The organism is Drancourtella sp. An57 (assembly GCF_002161525.1).
GTDB lineage: Bacteria > Bacillota > Clostridia > Lachnospirales > Lachnospiraceae > Sellimonas > Sellimonas catena.
In genome coordinates, this window is sequence record NZ_NFHY01000014.1 from 30932 (window position 1) to 47229 (window position 16298).

11 protein-coding genes are annotated in these 16298 nt (G+C 45.5%); 9 read left to right on the top strand and 2 right to left on the bottom strand.

Features of this window, described 5'->3' with window-relative positions; translation table 11 throughout:
• The first annotated feature begins 15 nt into the window (after positions 1–15).
• Both ychF and nifJ read left to right on the top strand, forming a co-directional pair.
• Entirely contained in the window at positions 16–1116 is a 1101-nt protein-coding gene (gene ychF, locus B5G11_RS11955) for a redox-regulated ATPase YchF (RefSeq protein WP_087254013.1), read from the top strand.
• A 182-nt stretch (positions 1117–1298) separates the two neighbouring features.
• Positions 1299–4832, top strand: coding sequence for a pyruvate:ferredoxin (flavodoxin) oxidoreductase (gene nifJ, locus B5G11_RS11960; protein WP_087254014.1), 3534 nt, complete (start codon positions 1299–1301; stop codon positions 4830–4832).
• A gap of 690 nt (positions 4833–5522) precedes the next feature.
• Here nifJ and B5G11_RS11965 read toward each other — a convergent pair.
• Positions 5523–7238, bottom strand: coding sequence for an IS1634 family transposase (locus B5G11_RS11965; RefSeq protein WP_087254017.1), 1716 nt, complete (start codon positions 7236–7238; stop codon positions 5523–5525).
• 171 nt (positions 7239–7409) lie between these two features.
• On the opposite strand from B5G11_RS11965, the gene B5G11_RS11970 reads away from it, so the two are divergent.
• From B5G11_RS11970 to B5G11_RS11995, 6 genes are all read left to right on the top strand, one after another.
• A complete protein-coding gene (locus tag B5G11_RS11970; RefSeq protein ID WP_087254021.1) occupies positions 7410–8480 on the top strand; it encodes a Xaa-Pro peptidase family protein in 1071 nt (356 codons plus the stop codon).
• A gap of 16 nt (positions 8481–8496) precedes the next feature.
• Positions 8497–10134, top strand: coding sequence for a peptide ABC transporter substrate-binding protein (locus tag B5G11_RS11975; protein WP_087254024.1), 1638 nt, complete (start codon positions 8497–8499; stop codon positions 10132–10134).
• A gap of 149 nt (positions 10135–10283) precedes the next feature.
• Positions 10284–11204 carry an ABC transporter permease gene (locus tag B5G11_RS11980; RefSeq protein ID WP_087254027.1) on the top strand — a complete coding sequence of 307 codons (921 nt, stop codon included), beginning with the start codon at positions 10284–10286 and terminating at the stop codon, positions 11202–11204.
• A 14-nt stretch (positions 11205–11218) separates the two neighbouring features.
• A complete protein-coding gene (locus B5G11_RS11985; RefSeq protein ID WP_087254030.1) occupies positions 11219–12142 on the top strand; it encodes an ABC transporter permease in 924 nt (307 codons plus the stop codon).
• A 13-nt stretch (positions 12143–12155) separates the two neighbouring features.
• A complete protein-coding gene (locus B5G11_RS11990) occupies positions 12156–13211 on the top strand; it encodes an ABC transporter ATP-binding protein (protein WP_087254035.1) in 1056 nt (351 codons plus the stop codon).
• Positions 13201–14172, top strand: a complete 972-nt coding sequence (locus B5G11_RS11995) for an ABC transporter ATP-binding protein (protein WP_087254038.1) — start codon at positions 13201–13203, stop codon at positions 14170–14172. Before B5G11_RS11990 ends, B5G11_RS11995 begins: the two co-directional genes overlap by 11 nt.
• A 126-nt stretch (positions 14173–14298) precedes the next feature.
• Here the strand turns inward: B5G11_RS11995 and B5G11_RS12000 are convergent, their stop codons facing one another.
• Positions 14299–14967: a cupin domain-containing protein gene (locus B5G11_RS12000; RefSeq protein WP_087254041.1), complete on the bottom strand. Its 669-nt coding sequence runs from the start codon at positions 14965–14967 to the stop codon at positions 14299–14301.
• Positions 14968–15272: 305 nt separating this feature from the next.
• Here B5G11_RS12000 and B5G11_RS12005 point away from each other — a divergent pair, with 305 nt between their 5' ends.
• Positions 15273–16280 (top strand): proline racemase family protein, encoded by a 1008-nt coding sequence (locus tag B5G11_RS12005; protein WP_087169475.1) that lies wholly within the window; start codon positions 15273–15275, stop codon positions 16278–16280.
• Positions 16281–16298: the final 18 nt, after the last annotated feature.

Genomic DNA, 16298 nt, shown 5'->3' on the forward strand with positions numbered 1-16298 from the left:
ATGGAGAGAAATTAAATGAAACTTGGAATCGTAGGATTACCGAACGTAGGGAAGAGTACGCTGTTTAATTCCCTGACAAAGGCAGGAGCGGAATCAGCCAACTACCCGTTCTGTACCATTGACCCGAATGTGGGCGTCGTAACTGTACCGGACGAGAGATTGAATGTGCTGGCGGACATGTACCAGACAAAAAAGATCGTTCCGGCTGTCATTGAATTCGTAGATATTGCGGGACTTGTAAAAGGTGCATCCAAAGGAGAGGGGCTTGGCAACCAGTTCCTTGCCAATATTAGGGAAGTGGACGCCATCGTCCATGTGGTAAGATGCTTTGAGAACAGCAATATCGTTCACGTAGATGGAAGCATCAATCCGCTCCGTGATATAGAGACCATCAATCTGGAGCTGATCTTCTCCGATCTGGAAGTGCTGGAACGCCGTATCAGCAAGCAGATCCGGGCGGCAAGAAACGACAAGGCGGCAGCAAAAGAAGTGGACCTGATGCAGAGAATCAAGGCGCATCTGGAAGACGGAAAAATGGCAGGAAGCTTTACGGATATCCGGGATGAAGAGGAAGAAGAGTGGATGAACAGCTACAATCTCCTCACAGCAAAACCGGTGATCTTTGCGGCCAACGTATCGGAAGACGATCTGGCAGATGACGGCGCCTCCAATGAGGGGGTACAGAAGGTCAGAGAATTTGCCAAAGAAGCAGGTTATGAAGTCTTTGTGGTCTGCGCTGAGATCGAGCAGGAGATCGCAGAGCTTGAGGACGACGAAAAGCAGATGTTCCTCGAGGATCTTGGCCTGAAAGAATCCGGACTGGAAAAACTGATCAAGGCAAGCTACAGTCTCCTTGGCCTGATCAGCTACCTGACAGCAGGAGAGCCGGAAGTCCGTGCATGGACGATCAAGAAAGGGACAAAGGCACCTCAGGCAGCCGGAAAGATTCATTCTGATTTCGAAAGAGGATTTATCCGCGCGGAAGTAGTTGCATACGATGACCTGATTGCCTGCGGCAACATGACAGCCGCAAAAGAGAAAGGCCTCGTCCGTTCCGAAGGAAAAGAATATGTCGTAAAAGACGGGGACGTAGTACTGTTCCGGTTTAACGTATAACAACTTCAAAAACAACAGGGAAGCCGTACAGCTGTCGGGAAACGACGGCTGTGCGGCTTTTTGTTCAGAAAAAGGTGCAAAAATCTGGGACAAGTATACTGGACTTTTACAGGTAATGGCGATATAATATGAATATCTATGAATTTAGAAACATTTTTTGAAACTTAAGGAGGAATAAAGAAATGGGAAGATCAATGAAAACCATGGATGGTAACCATGCTGCTGCTCATGCTTCTTATGCATACAGCGATGTAGCTGCGATCTATCCGATTACCCCTTCATCTGTTATGGCAGAAGCTACAGATGAGTGGGCTACCCAGGGAAGAAAGAACATTTTTGGACAGGAAGTTCAGGTTACGGAGATGCAGTCCGAGGCCGGAGCAGCAGGTGCCGTACACGGCTCTCTTGCAGCAGGTGCCCTGACAACTACATACACAGCATCTCAGGGACTCCTTCTGATGATCCCGAACCTGTACAAGATTGCAGGCGAACAGCTTCCGGGTGTGTTCAATGTATCTGCCCGTGCGCTTGCAAGCCACGCGCTCTCCATCTTCGGAGATCATTCCGACGTATACGCATGCCGTCAGACAGGATGCGCAATGCTTTGTGAATCAAGCGTTCAGGAAGTTATGGACCTGACACCGGTTGCTCACTGTGCGGCAATCAAAGGACGCCTTCCGTTCATCAACTTCTTCGACGGATTCCGTACATCTCACGAAATCCAGAAGATCGAGACATGGGATTACGAAGATCTGAAAGATCTCGTTGACATGGATGCGATCGATGCATTCCGTAAGCACGCGTTAAATCCAAATCATCCTTGCGAAAGAGGATCCGCTCAGAACCCTGACGTATTCTTCCAGGCAAGAGAAGCATGTAATCCGTACTATGACGCAATGCCGGCCATCGTTCAGGAATACATGGACAAAGTAAACGCAAAGATCGGAACAAACTACAAACTGTTCAACTACCACGGAGCAGAGGATGCTGAGCATGTAATCATTGCTATGGGATCTGTATGTGAGACAATCGATGAGACTGTTGACTACCTGCTTGCAAAAGGACAGAAAGTCGGAGTCGTAAAAGTACGTCTTTACAGACCATTCAGCGCTGAAGCACTTGTAAATGCAATTCCGGAAAGCGTAAAAGTGATCTCCGTTCTTGACAGAACAAAAGAGCCGGGAGCACAGGGCGAGCCGCTTTACCTTGACGTTGTTGCAGCATTAAAAGGAACAAAATTCGACGGCGTGAAGATCCTCACAGGACGTTACGGATTAGGTTCCAAAGATACGACACCGGCTCAGATCGTTGCCGTATACAACAACACAGAAAAAGAAAAATTCACAATCGGTATCGTTGATGATGTGACACACCTGTCACTGGACGAAGGTGAACCGCTTGTTACAACACCGGAAGGAACAATCAACTGCAAATTCTGGGGACTTGGAGCAGACGGTACTGTCGGAGCTAACAAGAACTCCATCAAGATCATCGGTGATAATACAGATATGTATGCGCAGGCATACTTTGATTATGACTCCAAGAAATCAGGCGGTGTGACAATGTCTCACTTACGTTTCGGTAAGAAACCGATCAAGTCCACTTACCTGATCAAGAAAGCAAACTTTGTTGCATGCCACAACCCGTCCTATATCAACAAATACAACATGGTACAGGAACTCGTTGACGGAGGAACATTCCTTCTGAACTGTCCATGGGATATGGAAGGACTGGAGAAACACCTTCCGGGACAGGTAAAAGCATTTATTGCAAACCACAACATCAAGTTCTACGTAATCGATGGTATCAAGATCGGTAAGGAGATCGGACTTGGCGGACGTATCAACACAATCCTTCAGTCTGCATTCTTCAAACTGGCAGCCATCATTCCGGAGGAAGAAGCGATCGACCTGATGAAGAAAGCAGCAAAAGCTACTTACGGAAGAAAAGGTGACAAGATCGTTCAGATGAACTATGACGCAATCGATGCAGGTGCAAAACAGGTTGTTGAAGTAACTGTACCGGAAAGCTGGAAAGATGCAGCTGACGAAGGTTTATTCACACCGGAAGTAAAAGGCGGAAGAAAAGAAGTTGTAGACTTCGTTAAGAATATCCAGGCAAAAGTAAACGCTCAGGAAGGTAACTCTCTGCCGGTATCTGCATTTACAGAATACGTAGATGGTACAACACCGTCAGGAACAGCTGCTTACGAAAAACGTGGTATCGCAGTGGATATCCCGATCTGGCAGCCGGAGAACTGTATCCAGTGTAACCGTTGTGCGTATGTATGTCCGCACGCAGTTATCCGTCCGGTAGCTCTGACAGAGGAAGAAGCTGCAAACGCACCGGAAGGAATTCAGACAATTCCGATGATCGGTATGCCGGATATGAAGTTTACCATGACAGTCTCCGCTTACGACTGTACAGGATGTGGCTCCTGCGCAAATGTATGTCCGGGAAAGAAGGGCGAAAAAGCTCTCGTTATGGGCAACATGGAAGCAAATGCGGGCGAGCAGGTATACTTCGATTTCGGAAGAGAAATTCCGGTAAAACCAGAAGTAGTAGCAAAATTCAAAGAAAATACTGTAAAGGGAAGCCAGTTCAAACAGCCGCTGCTTGAGTTCTCAGGCGCATGTGCAGGATGTGGTGAGACACCTTACGCAAAACTTGTTACACAGTTATTCGGTGACAGAATGTACATCGCAAACGCAACAGGATGTTCTTCTATCTGGGGTAACTCCTCACCGTCCACACCATACACAGTAAACGCAGAAGGCAAGGGACCTGCATGGTCTAACTCCCTCTTCGAAGATAACGCTGAGTTTGGATATGGTATGCTTCTTGCAAACAAGGCAATCAGAAATGGATTAAAGACAAAAGTAGAGTCTGTTGCAGCATCTGAAAACGCTTCTGAAGAAGTAAAAGCAGCATGTCAGGAATGGATTGATACATTCTCCTGCGGCGCAACAAACGGAACAGCTACAGACAAACTGGTAGAAGTTCTTTCAGGATGCGACTGCGAAGTATGCAAAGACATCGTAAACAATAAAGATTTCCTCGCTAAGAAGTCACAGTGGATCTTCGGCGGAGACGGATGGGCATATGACATCGGATTCGGCGGACTTGACCACGTACTTGCAAGCGGACAGGATATCAACATCATGGTATTCGATACAGAGGTTTACTCCAACACAGGCGGACAGTCCTCCAAGGCTACAAAGACAGGTGCGGTAGCACAGTTTGCAGCAGGCGGAAAAGAAACCAAGAAGAAAGACCTTGCAGGTATCGCGATGAGCTACGGCTATGTATACGTTGCTCAGATCGCAATGGGAGCTGACTTCAATCAGACAGTAAAAGCGATCTCCGAGGCTGAGGCTTATCCGGGACCGTCACTGATCATTGCTTACGCTCCATGTATCAACCATGGTATCAAGAAGGGTATGAGCAAAGCTCAGACAGAAGAACAGCTCGCAGTAGAGTGCGGATACTGGAACAACTTCCGCTTCAACCCGGCTGCAGAGAACAAGTTCACACTTGACAGCAAGGCTCCGACAGGAGACTACCAGGAATTCCTCAACGGAGAAGTTCGTTACAACTCTCTTGTAAGACAGGATCCGGAAAAAGCAAAAGTGTTATTTGCAAAGAACGAACAGGAAGCAAAGGAAAGATACGAATATCTGAACAAACTTGTTACACTGTACGGCAAAACAGAATAATTGAATGTCATAGAATGACAGATCATAATCGATACAGGGACGTATTAATGGTACGTCCCTGTATTTTGTTTAAGAGGAAACTTTGTTCCCTGCTAAACAAAAACGCTCCGCTTTTTTGAAAATCGATGTCGTTTTGGCAGATTGACATATTCTATAAACTGGTTTTCTGCATAAACTTTCTCTATAGATAAAATATATATGGGATAATGATTGAAATTCACACAACGAACGAATAGAAATGCATTAAAATGAATAAATATTCAAAAAGTGACAACTTGCATAAAATCGTAGGTTTTCAATTATGTGAAAAACTAGACAAAAACTGTACTTGGTTCTAGTATAATCTACACAAGTGTGTTTTTTATACGAACAAATTGAGCGACAATAATGGTCTTGCATAAGAAAATAAGCGAAAATGATAAAAAAGTAACAAATAAAATAAAAAAATATCGAAAAATATAAAAAAACATGACAAAATGTTTGTTGTCAGGTTGACAATCTTAAACCAAAGGTGATAATATAAATATACATTTTAGATAGGGGGGGGGGTAACACCAGATGGATACAATCCAGAAGCTGAGAATATATATCCTGACTTTTGCAGATAAAGAGAATTAAAAATGGCCGTAATCCCAGTATTTATGCGGGACTACGGCCTTGTTATTTTGTCATTTTTTCATGGTGTTTTTTCTATTTTTTTGTCTTTGCCAAAATTTTTTTTATTTCTCCCAGCGTACGGATACGTTTTCCGAAATCAATATCCATAATCGATCCAATCTCTTTTAGTACCTCATCATAGTAATCGAATAGATAATAGTTTTGCTGGAGCAGGCTGCATTCTGCTTTTGACAGGGAGTCCAGGATTCTTCCGACACTGTATTTTCGTTCCAACTTATTTTCCAGTATCCTTGCTATCGTCAAGGCTACAAAACAGGTCAGGAAATGTGCTTCGATATGTTCTTTTGTCCAGACGTATACGGGTCTGGCTTCCAGTTCGCTTTTGGTCACCTTAAAAGACTCTTCGATCCGCCATAGCCCCCGGTACATGTCGATGATTTCATCATCCGATGTCTCCATTTCACTGGTCAGGAGCATATAGTAACCGTCCAGTGCTTCCTCTTCACGGATCTTTTCTTCATCAATATCCAGTATGGATGAGGAGGTAAGGATCTCACCGGTCTCCTTGTCGTAGTCTATTTTTTTGACATATTTTGCTGCCCCATAGGAAGTGGCTCTTGTGTAGTTCCCCGGGTTTTGTGCCAGATCTCTGGCCTTTGCCAGTGCGGTTTCCCGTTCGGCTTTTGCCCGCCGGGCATATTTTTCACTCCAGAAGACGACCTGTTTCTCGTCCACCTGCTTTTTCATCTTTTTGCCGGTGACAGAAGTAACCAGGATCGTTCTTGGGGATTTTCGGGATTTTCGTTTATATTCCGTGCCAAGCCACTCGTAGCCCTCTTCTTTGAGGACATAGTCTTTGATCCCTTTTTCAGCTCCTCTGATGGACATGCTGAAAACATATCCATCATGAGTAGGGGTATTGATCGTGTACCAGATGTTATCGCCTGTCGTCATGCCTTTGTCAGCAACGGAGATCAGCCGTCCAAGGTCAAACTGTTTTTTGATGCGCCCGAAGTTTGGCCGGTAGGTCAGGCAGTCATTGGTATTGCCGGGAAAGAGTTCGTAAGTAATGGGGATTCCTCTGTTATCCATGAAAAGGCCCATCTGTATAATCGGGTTTGGCCGGTGCTCTTTGGAAATGCCTTTGTGAAGGAAGTCGTTTTGTTCATCTGTTTCGAAATAGTAGTTTGTAACATCATAATAGATCAGGCTGGTATCCCTGCCATAATTCTTTTTAATCCTGTCATTCATCCATATCTGCAGGTTTTCCCTGTGTTTGTCCAGAAAAGAAAGGCAGCGGTAGACATCATCCAGGGAGTAATCCGATCTTTCAAAAAAACGTTCCCGGCCGTCATAAGAAGATTTCTTTGAAGCAGGAAAAAGGAGTCGGGAATAAACAAGCATCTTCATAATGGCGTTGGCATCATACTGTTCTTTCGAGTGGCGCTGCCGGTTGGTCAGGAAGGTATGGATGCCGAGTTCATGATAGATCCGGCTCAATGCGGCATAGCCGAAGTTTTTCCGCAGGTCATCATCAATGCGAAGCCTGTCGGAATCGTAGAAAGTAAAGTGAATCGGGGCTTGCTTTTTCTTTTTTTCCTCATTAAGTTGCGCTACACGTTTTGTGAAATGAGCAATCGGATCCTCATACTGCTTTTCCAGTTCATCGAGCCAGCCGATAGATTCTACGGTTTTCTGGCGGGAGCATTTCTTAACTTTATCGTAATAAGTATCAACAATAGAAAGCCGGATGCGGCCATGAGAGTTCGGTGTTTTTTTAAGATACATAATAAGCACTCCATTTCATATAATACTTATTATACCACAAAACGTTACAAAACGCTAGTAAAATATGACAAATTTAAAAAATAAAAAAAGCTTGTAAGCCGCCATACAAAAGGATTTCAAGCTATAAGCGAACATATGTTACTGCAAAACTGTGGGGGGGGGTAACACCAGATGGATACAATCCAGAAGCTGAGAATATATATGGAAGAGAAGAAGGTAGATTCTTTCTTTATCGCAAAGCCGGCCAATGTACGCTACATCAGTTCCTACACCGGTGAAGATTCCTATCTGTTCATTACACAGAAAAAACAGTTCTTCATCACAGATCCACGTTACACGGAACAGGCATCCTATGAATGTCCGGACTACGAAGTAGTCAACTGGCGGACACCGAACAATACGATCGGGATGACCGTTCAGAGGCTGGCCTCCGAAGAAGGAGCAAAGACGATTGTGTTCGAGGAAGATCATCTTACCTTTTCTTTTTATGAATCGATCCGCAGCCAGGGCGAGGCGGAGATGGTGCCGACGGTCAATGTGATCGAGGAGTTCCGTTCTGTTAAGAACAGTGAAGAAGAAGGATATTTAAGAGCAGCATGCGAGATCGCATCCCGGGCATTTGACAAGATCATCAAAGATATCCGCGTTGGAATGACAGAGAAGGAACTTGCTTCCAGACTTTCACATTACATGGTAATGGAGGGAGCAGACACAAAGCCGTACGGCGGAATATTGATATCAGGAGCAAGGACATCACTTCTTCACGGCATTCCGTCCAGCAAAGCCATCGAATACGGTGACTTCGTCCTGATGGATTACGGATGCCAGTTCAATGGTTATCTTTCTGACATGACAAGAACTGTTGTAGTCGGAAAGGCGACAGAGAAGCAGAAAGAAGTCTACAATCTCTGCCGTCAGATGACCGAAGATGTAGAGGCGGCGATTAAGCCGGGAGTGACAGGTACCGAGTGTTATGAGGCATCACTGAAAGCGATCAAGGACACAGAGTATCTGCAATACAATTACGGAGGGATCGGCCATGGCGTCGGCCTGTTCGTACATGAGCTTCCATTTATCGGAAGCAACAGCAAAGATGTTCTCCAAGAGGGGAACATTATGACGGTAGAACCGGGGATTTATATACCGGGATGGGGCGGTGTCCGGGTCGAAGATCAGGGACTTGTCACAGCAAAGGGATATGAAAACCTGATAAGTGCTACACATGAGTTAATAGAGCTTTAAAAAAGGAGGACACATTATGAAGAGAAAAGTATTTGCAGCGCTGCTTGCAACAGCGATGGTAGGAACCATGCTTGCCGGATGCGGCACACCTGGAAGCGGCGGAAGCGACGGCGGCGGGACCAGTGATGAAAAAGTGTTCCGTTATTCCACATCCACAGAGCCGACTACACTGGACCCGACAAAAGGTAACTGTATCCCTGACAACGAGATTGCACATGCTCTGACAGAGAGTCTTGTTCGTAATACAGGCGGAGAGATTGAACCGGGTGTTGCTGAGAGCTGGGAAGTTTCCGAAGACGGACTGACTTATACATTCCATCTGAATCCGGATGCAAAATGGAGTGATGGAGAACAGATTAAAGCACAGGATTTTGTTTACAGCTGGCAGAGGCTGATGAATCCGGATACAGCGGCACCGTACGCATTCATCGGTGAATACCTGAAAAACGGTCTTGCTGTAGAAAAAGGTCAGATGGATCCATCTCAGCTTGGCGTAGTGGCACAGGACGATACGACACTTGTTGTTACTCTGGAGCGCCCGACGGCTTACTTTTTAAGTCTGATTGGTTCTTCTGCACAGTATGCACCGCTCCGTCAGGATATCGTAGAACAGTACGGCAGTGATTTCGCAGCTGACTACGAGAAGAATGTATACTCCGGACCATTTGTTCTGACAAAATCTTCTGACAACCAGTGGTTCTTCGAGCCAAACGAAGAGTACTGGAACAGAGATGCAATTAAACTGGATCGCGTAGAATTAAACTATGTACAGAATCCAGATACCGCTCTTGCAATGTATGAAGATGGTGAACTGGATTATGTTTCCATCCCGACAGCGGCAATTTCTACATATGAAGGAAAAGACAATACTTTCCTTAATGGTAACGTAGACTACTTCTACTTCAACATGGACGGAAGCTGTCCGGAACTTGCTAATAAAAATATGCGTCTCGCATTAAACTATGCACTGAATAGAAATGAATACAATGAGCTTGTAAACTATGGATACTATAAACCAAGCAACGGTCTTGTATTCAGCGGACTTACCGGAGTGGAATCCACATATGGTGAAGAGTCCAATCTGAACTCTTATCCGCTTGACGGCGATGATGCAAAGGCAAAAGAATATCTGAATGCAGCATTATCTGAACTTGGATATTCTGATCCTTCTGAAGTGACGCTGACACTGACCACATCTGACAATGAAAGCTCCAAGAAACAGGCTGAGGTTTGTCAGGAAATGTGGAACAGTACACTTGGCATCAACGTTGAAATTGAACAGGTTACATACAATGAAGTACTGACACGTCAGGCAGATGGCGAATATGAAATTATCTGGGCAGGCTGGGGATCTGACTATGATGACCCGTACAGCTATCTGGAGCTCTTTATGTCCAGCAGTGCTTATAACTACAGTGGATTTAAAAATGACCAGTATGATCAGCTGATGACAGCTACTCAGACAGAAGTTGATACAGCAAAACGTATGGACATGATGCATCAGGCAGAGCAGATCCTGATTGATGAAGGAGCATTCCTTCCGCAGGCAGAACGTGAAATTCATTATCTGATCGATGATGATGTGAAAGATGTAACATTCTTCTATTGTGCAATTAATATCGACTGGGTATATGCAGATATTGCAGCCGAATAATTCTGATCAATATCAATAATTAAGACAAATTCCGCTGCCCGGAAAAACCGGGCAGCGGATTCTTGAAAAGACAGGGATGACCCAGGAAAGCCCAAAGGTGGGGATCTGATCTTTCCTGGGCCATCTCGCTAACAACAGGAGGAAGAAGGATGGCAAAATATATTTTAAAACGAGTGGTGGCAGCCATTCTGACGATCTGGGTACTGATCACCATCGTATTTTTCCTTGTACGTCTGATGCCGGGTGAACCGTTTACGAGCGCGAAACTGACACCGGAAGTAAAGGCAAACATGGAAGCATACTACGGATTTGACAAGCCGATGATCGTACAGTATGGAACCTATATGGCAAATCTGCTTCAAGGAGATTTTGGATACTCTATGAAGTACACAAACAGAACAGTAAACGACCTGATCGGTGAGACGTTCCCGTACTCTGCAGATCTTGGTATCCGCGGTCTTGTGATGGCGGTTTCGATCGGTTTGATTCTGGGAATTATTTCGGCAAGAAACAGAGGAAAGAAAATCGACTTCTTCTGTGTTATTGTCGCCGTGCTGGGAACCAGTATCCCCGATTTTATCATGGGAGCTGTACTCCAGTATTTCTTCGGAATCAAATGGGGACTGTTCCCGGTGGCGAGATATGAAGGAATCGAGTATACGATTCTCCCGGCGTTCGCGCTTTCGTTCTACACGCTGGCATCTGTCTCACGTATCATGCGTGCAAGTATGCTGGAGGTAACATCACAGGATTATATTAAGACAGCACGTTCCAAAGGAGTATCGGAGCTTCGGATTACATGCAAACATCAGATCCGGAATGCAATCATGCCGGTTATGACTGTTATGGGTCCGACAGTTGCATCTGTGCTGACCGGTACATTCGTAATCGAATCTATTTTCGCAATTCCTGGAATGGGACGTCACTATGTACAGAGTGTATCCAACAACGACTATTCCATGGTGCTTGGAATGACTGTGTTCTATGGTATCTTCCTTGTATTGTGTAACCTGATTGTCGATGTATTATACGGCGTTGCTGACCCACGTGTACGTATCGGAAAGAAATAAGGTAGGTGAGAGACATGGCAGAATTAAAAAAAGATCAATTTATAATTAAAGGAAAAGATACGGTCCGTATGGAAAGTATCAGCCGCCCGTCTCTTTCCTTCTGGCAGGATGCGTGGAGACGGCTTCGGAAAAATAAAAGTGCGGTTGTCGGGCTTTGTATCGTAGTGTTGTATGCACTGCTTGCGATTTTTGCTCCGATTTTCAGCCCGTATACACAGTCTGAGATGGACGTGAGTTCGCAGAATGCATTTATTTCGGCAGCACACTGGCTGGGATGTGATTCCACCGGACGTGACCTCTGGACACGTATCTGGATGGGAGCCCGTGTATCCCTTTCCATCGGTCTGATTTCCGCAGTACTGAATATGTGTGTGGGAGCAGTCATCGGAGGGCTCTGCGGTTTCTACGGCGGCAAGCTTGATATGATCGTCATGCGTATTGTCGATCTTCTCTATGGTATTCCGAGTCTTATCATTACCATCCTTGTCATGATGGTACTTGGTAAAGGAATCACTCCATTGATCGTGGCAATGTGTGTTGTTGGATGGATCGGCACATGCCGTTTCGTTCGTGGTGAAGTTTACCGGATCAAAGAGCAGGATTTCGTTATGGCAGCGAAAGTGCTTGGAGTACCGGATTTTACAATTATTATCAGACATATTATTCCGAATATCCTTGGTATGCTGATTACCAACCTTTGTATGGCAATCCCGGGAGCAATTTTCCAGGAAGCGTTCCTTTCCTATATCGGACTTGGTATTACGCCTCCGGACTGCAGCTGGGGTGTTATCTGTAAAGAGGGAATTCAGTTCCTGCGCTATTATCCGCATCAGATCCTGATTCCGGCATTCTTTGTCTGCACGACAATGCTGGCGCTGAACCTTCTTGGCAACGGACTTAGAGACGCGGTTGACCCGAAACTGCGTGGAACGGAATAGGAGGAACAGATAAATGGCAGAAAAAGAGAAACTTCTTGAATTAAAAAATGTCGTGTACTCTTTCCATACCTATGGTGGGGAAGTAAAGGCTGTCCGTGACGTCAGCTTTGAAGTACGCAAAGGGGAGATCCTCGGAATCGTAGGAGAGTCCGGATGCGGAAAATCCGTTACGGCGCAGTGTATCATGCGTCTGAATCCGGAACCGCCTGGATTCTTTGAAGGCGGGGAAATCCTGTTTAACGGAAAAGATGTCCTGAAGATGGACAAAAAAGAGCTTAGACAGCTTCGTGGAGGAGATATCGGATTTGTATTTCAGGATCCGATGACATCCTTGAACCCGACAATGAGAGTCGGCGCACAGATCGAAGAGGTGTTCATTGGCCGGGCAGGTGTTTCAAAAAAGGAAGTTAAGGAAAAGGCACTGGAGATTATGAAACTGGTAGGTATCTCTGATGTTGAGAAACGTTACCGCCAGTATCCGCATGAGCTTTCCGGCGGTATGAAACAGCGTGTCATGATCGCGATCGCTCTTGTAAGCAGGCCGAGCCTTGTTATCTGTGATGAGCCGACGACATCTCTGGATGTTACAATCGAGGCACAGATCCTGGATCTGCTTCTTGAGCTGAGAGAAAAGCTTGGAACATCCATTATCATGATTACCCATGACCTTGGTGTTATTGCCCGTATGTGTGACCGCGTCGTTGTTATGTACGGCGGAAAGGTTGTAGAGCAGGGAACTGCACAGGAAATCTTTTACAATACGGCTCATCCGTATACAAAAGGACTGATGGATTCTATCGCAAAACTGGATACGAAGAAAGGTCAGAGACTGAAACCGATTGAAGGTACGCCTCCGGATCTGTTCTTCCCGCCGAAAGGATGTCCGTTTGCGGCAAGATGTGAGTATGCGATGGATGTATGCAAGGACAATCCGCCGTATACATATCAGTTATCAGCTGAACATATTACAAACTGCTGGTTGCAGCATGAATATGCTCCGGACACAGACTTCAAGAAAGAAGGAGCCGTAGCAGTAGAGAAAGGAGAGGTGGCAGAAGATGGAAAATAAGGAAAAACAGCCTCTCGTTCAGGTAAAGCATTTATGTAAATATTTCAAAGTGGGAAGACATGCCGAACTGAAAGCAGTAGACGATGTTTCTTTTGATATCTATAAAGGAGAGACGGTCGGACTGGTAGGAGAGTCTGGATGTGGAAAATCCACGACGGGACGTTGCATGATCCGTCTGTACGAACCGACCAAAGGTGAAGTCATTTACGATGGAAAAGATATTACAAAGCTTTCCAAAGCAGAGCAGAAAGAGTTCTGTCAGAAAGTACAGATGATCTTTCAGAACCCGTATGCATCTTTGAATTCCCGTATGACGGTAAAAGAAATCGTAGGAGAGGGATTAAAGCAGCATGGAACCCCGAAGAATGAGATTGACAAAAAAGTAGAGGCATTGCTGGAAACTGTCGGATTGAACAAGGACCATATGTCCCGTTTCCCGCACGAGTTCTCAGGTGGACAGAGACAGCGTATCGGTATCGCGAGAGCCCTTTCGGTAGATCCGGAGTTCATTATCTGTGATGAACCGATCTCCGCTCTGGATGTATCTATTCAGGCTCAGGTTATCAATATGCTGAAAGATCTTCAGGAACAGCGGGGACTGACATATCTGTTTGTTGCCCATGACTTAAGTGTCGTTAAATACATTTCCGACCGCGTGGTTGTTATGTATCTTGGAATGATTGTGGAACAGGCAGAGACAGAAGAGCTTTACAGCAATCCGCAGCATCCGTACACGAAAGCACTGCTTTCCGCGATTCCGGAGGCAGATCCGGATAAGGCAAAAGCAAACCGCCGTATCCCGATCAAAGGAGAGATCCCAAGCCCGATCAATCCGAAACAGTGCTGCCGTTTCGCAGAACGTTGTGAATTTGCAACGGACCGCTGCTTTAATGAAGTGCCGGAGTTAAGAGAAGTATGTCCGGGACACAAGGTAGCGTGCCATCTGATGGATGAAAAATAAAATCAGAATAATGAAGAATTAAAAGCCGGGAGAAATCCGCAGTATATGTGGATTTCTCCCGGCTTTTTGATGCAAAGGCGTCTGCGCCCGTGTAAGAGTTTGGTTATTGGAATGCTGTGTTCCGGTCTAATATTCCGGATAATCGGCTGCTGTCTGATACTGCCGCAGAAAATCCGGGGTCTGCCCATGTGGATCATCCGGCATAATATGTCCGCTTTCGGCATGACGAAATGGATTGGGTACGTTGACAGTAAGAAGCCGAACGACCTTGTTTGTGTGATTCATCCAGTTATGACTTTCGTTGGAATGAATCTGGATACTGTCACCCGGATACAGCGTATATTGGGAAGAACCCACCTGAATGGTGGCAATGCCTTCCAGAATATAGATGAACTCCTCGCCGTTATGCGTATACATTTCCAGATTTTCTTCTGCTGTGTTGGCAAGTGGAAGCAGGGTAAAAATTCTTGGAAGAAAATCGAAGGAAGAAACATCGTGGCTTAAAATATGCTGGATGATCTGAGGCCCGACCTGTACTGCCGGAAGGGCAAAACTGTGTACAACAGGATCTGAAATATCCTTTACCGGTTCCTCGTCGAAAAAGCTGGTAAGACTTACGCCGAGAACTCCGGCTATGTTTTCCAGTGTGTCGATTGCTATAGATGACATGCCCCGTTCCATCTGGGAGAGAAATCCGGTGGACAGGTTCGTCTTTTCGCTGAGCTGCTTCAGCGTCATATTCTGTGAGGTACGTAATGCTTTGATTTTTTCTCCGATACTTGCGTTCTGGTTCATAATATAACCCCCATTCTTTGGTAATAACAGTATATTGACTTTTTTTTGTCAAGTCAACCTTTTTCACGCCGCCCGTCTATTCATAAAAATGAAATGTTAAATGTAAAATATTTCACAAAGTTCACAAATGATAAAAATGTGACAATAATTTCTGATAAAAGCTTCACAATCGAATAAAAATATTCATAAATATGAACAAAAGGATTGACGAAAATGAAAACTATGCTATAATAAAAGCATAAACTAGAACGCGGTCTAACAAGCAAACAGAAAAAGTGCACAAGAACAAGAAGGAGGATACTGGGGTGAAAATCAGAAAAACATTTCATACGATAGACACACATACCTGTGGTGAGCCAACGAGAAATGTGATTGGTGGAATCCCGAACATACCGGGTAAGACGATGCAGGAAAAGCTGGAGTATATGTCCACAGAAGGAGACTGGCTCAGAAAGCTTCTGACATTTGAACCAAGAGGAAATGAAGTAATGTCAGGAACACTGATCATGGAGCCGTGCAATCCGGAGGCGGATTTCGGAGTGCTGTATTTTGAGGTCGGCGGATGGATGCCGATGTGCGGACACGATACGATCGGAGTCGGAACCGCACTTGTGGAAGCCGGCATGGTTGATGTGCAGGAGCCTTACACCTATGTAACTCTTGATACCGCGGCAGGTCTTGTAAAGCTTCAGATTGAAGTGCGCGACTGCTCGGCTGTAAACGTTACTTTCGTGAATGCACCGGCATTTGTTATGGTTCGGGATGCGGAAATCACAACAAGCAAGTACGGAACAGTAAAAGCGGATATCGCATACGGCGGAAATATTTACGCGATTCTTCCGGCTGCATCCGTAGGACTTCACATCAATCCGCAAAGTTCTTCACTTTTGATTCAGGCGGGCAATTACCTGAAGCAGCGGATCAATGAACAGATTGCTGTGCAGCATCCTACGATTCCGTTTGAGCATCATGTGACACATGTTGAGTTTTATGAGCCGACAGATCAGGAAGACGGAGCAATCAAAAATGCAGTTATTATCCCGCCGGGAGCGATTGACCGTTCACCGTGCGGAACCGGAACATCGGCCAAGCTTTCTGTCCTGGCGGCAAAGGGAGAAATCAAAAAGGGCGAGAGCTTCATTCACCAGAGCATCATCGGCAGCCAGTTCAAATGTAAATACCTGGATGATGCAGAGGTGGCCGGCATACCGGCGGTGATTCCGCAGGTGACAGGAAGAGCCTGGGTGACAGGAATCCATACATTCCTTCTGGATCCGGAAGACATTTTCCAGGAGGGTTATCAGCTGGCATAAGGGCGGAAAGGAGACAAA

Bases quoted from the DNA above. Each gene is read 5' to 3' on its own strand.
- ychF (WP_087254013.1), top strand. From the start codon at position 16: ATGAAACTTGGAATCGTAGGATTACCGAACGTAGGGAAGAGTACGCTG.
- nifJ (WP_087254014.1), top strand. From the start codon at position 1,299: ATGGGAAGATCAATGAAAACCATGGATGGTAACCATGCTGCTGCTCAT.
- B5G11_RS11965 (WP_087254017.1), bottom strand. From the start codon at position 7,238: ATGTATCTTAAAAAAACACCGAACTCTCATGGCCGCATCCGGCTTTCT.
- B5G11_RS11970 (WP_087254021.1), top strand. From the start codon at position 7,410: ATGGATACAATCCAGAAGCTGAGAATATATATGGAAGAGAAGAAGGTA.
- B5G11_RS11975 (WP_087254024.1), top strand. From the start codon at position 8,497: ATGAAGAGAAAAGTATTTGCAGCGCTGCTTGCAACAGCGATGGTAGGA.
- B5G11_RS11980 (WP_087254027.1), top strand. From the start codon at position 10,284: ATGGCAAAATATATTTTAAAACGAGTGGTGGCAGCCATTCTGACGATC.
- B5G11_RS11985 (WP_087254030.1), top strand. From the start codon at position 11,219: ATGGCAGAATTAAAAAAAGATCAATTTATAATTAAAGGAAAAGATACG.
- B5G11_RS11990 (WP_087254035.1), top strand. From the start codon at position 12,156: ATGGCAGAAAAAGAGAAACTTCTTGAATTAAAAAATGTCGTGTACTCT.
- B5G11_RS11995 (WP_087254038.1), top strand. From the start codon at position 13,201: ATGGAAAATAAGGAAAAACAGCCTCTCGTTCAGGTAAAGCATTTATGT.
- B5G11_RS12000 (WP_087254041.1), bottom strand. From the start codon at position 14,967: ATGAACCAGAACGCAAGTATCGGAGAAAAAATCAAAGCATTACGTACC.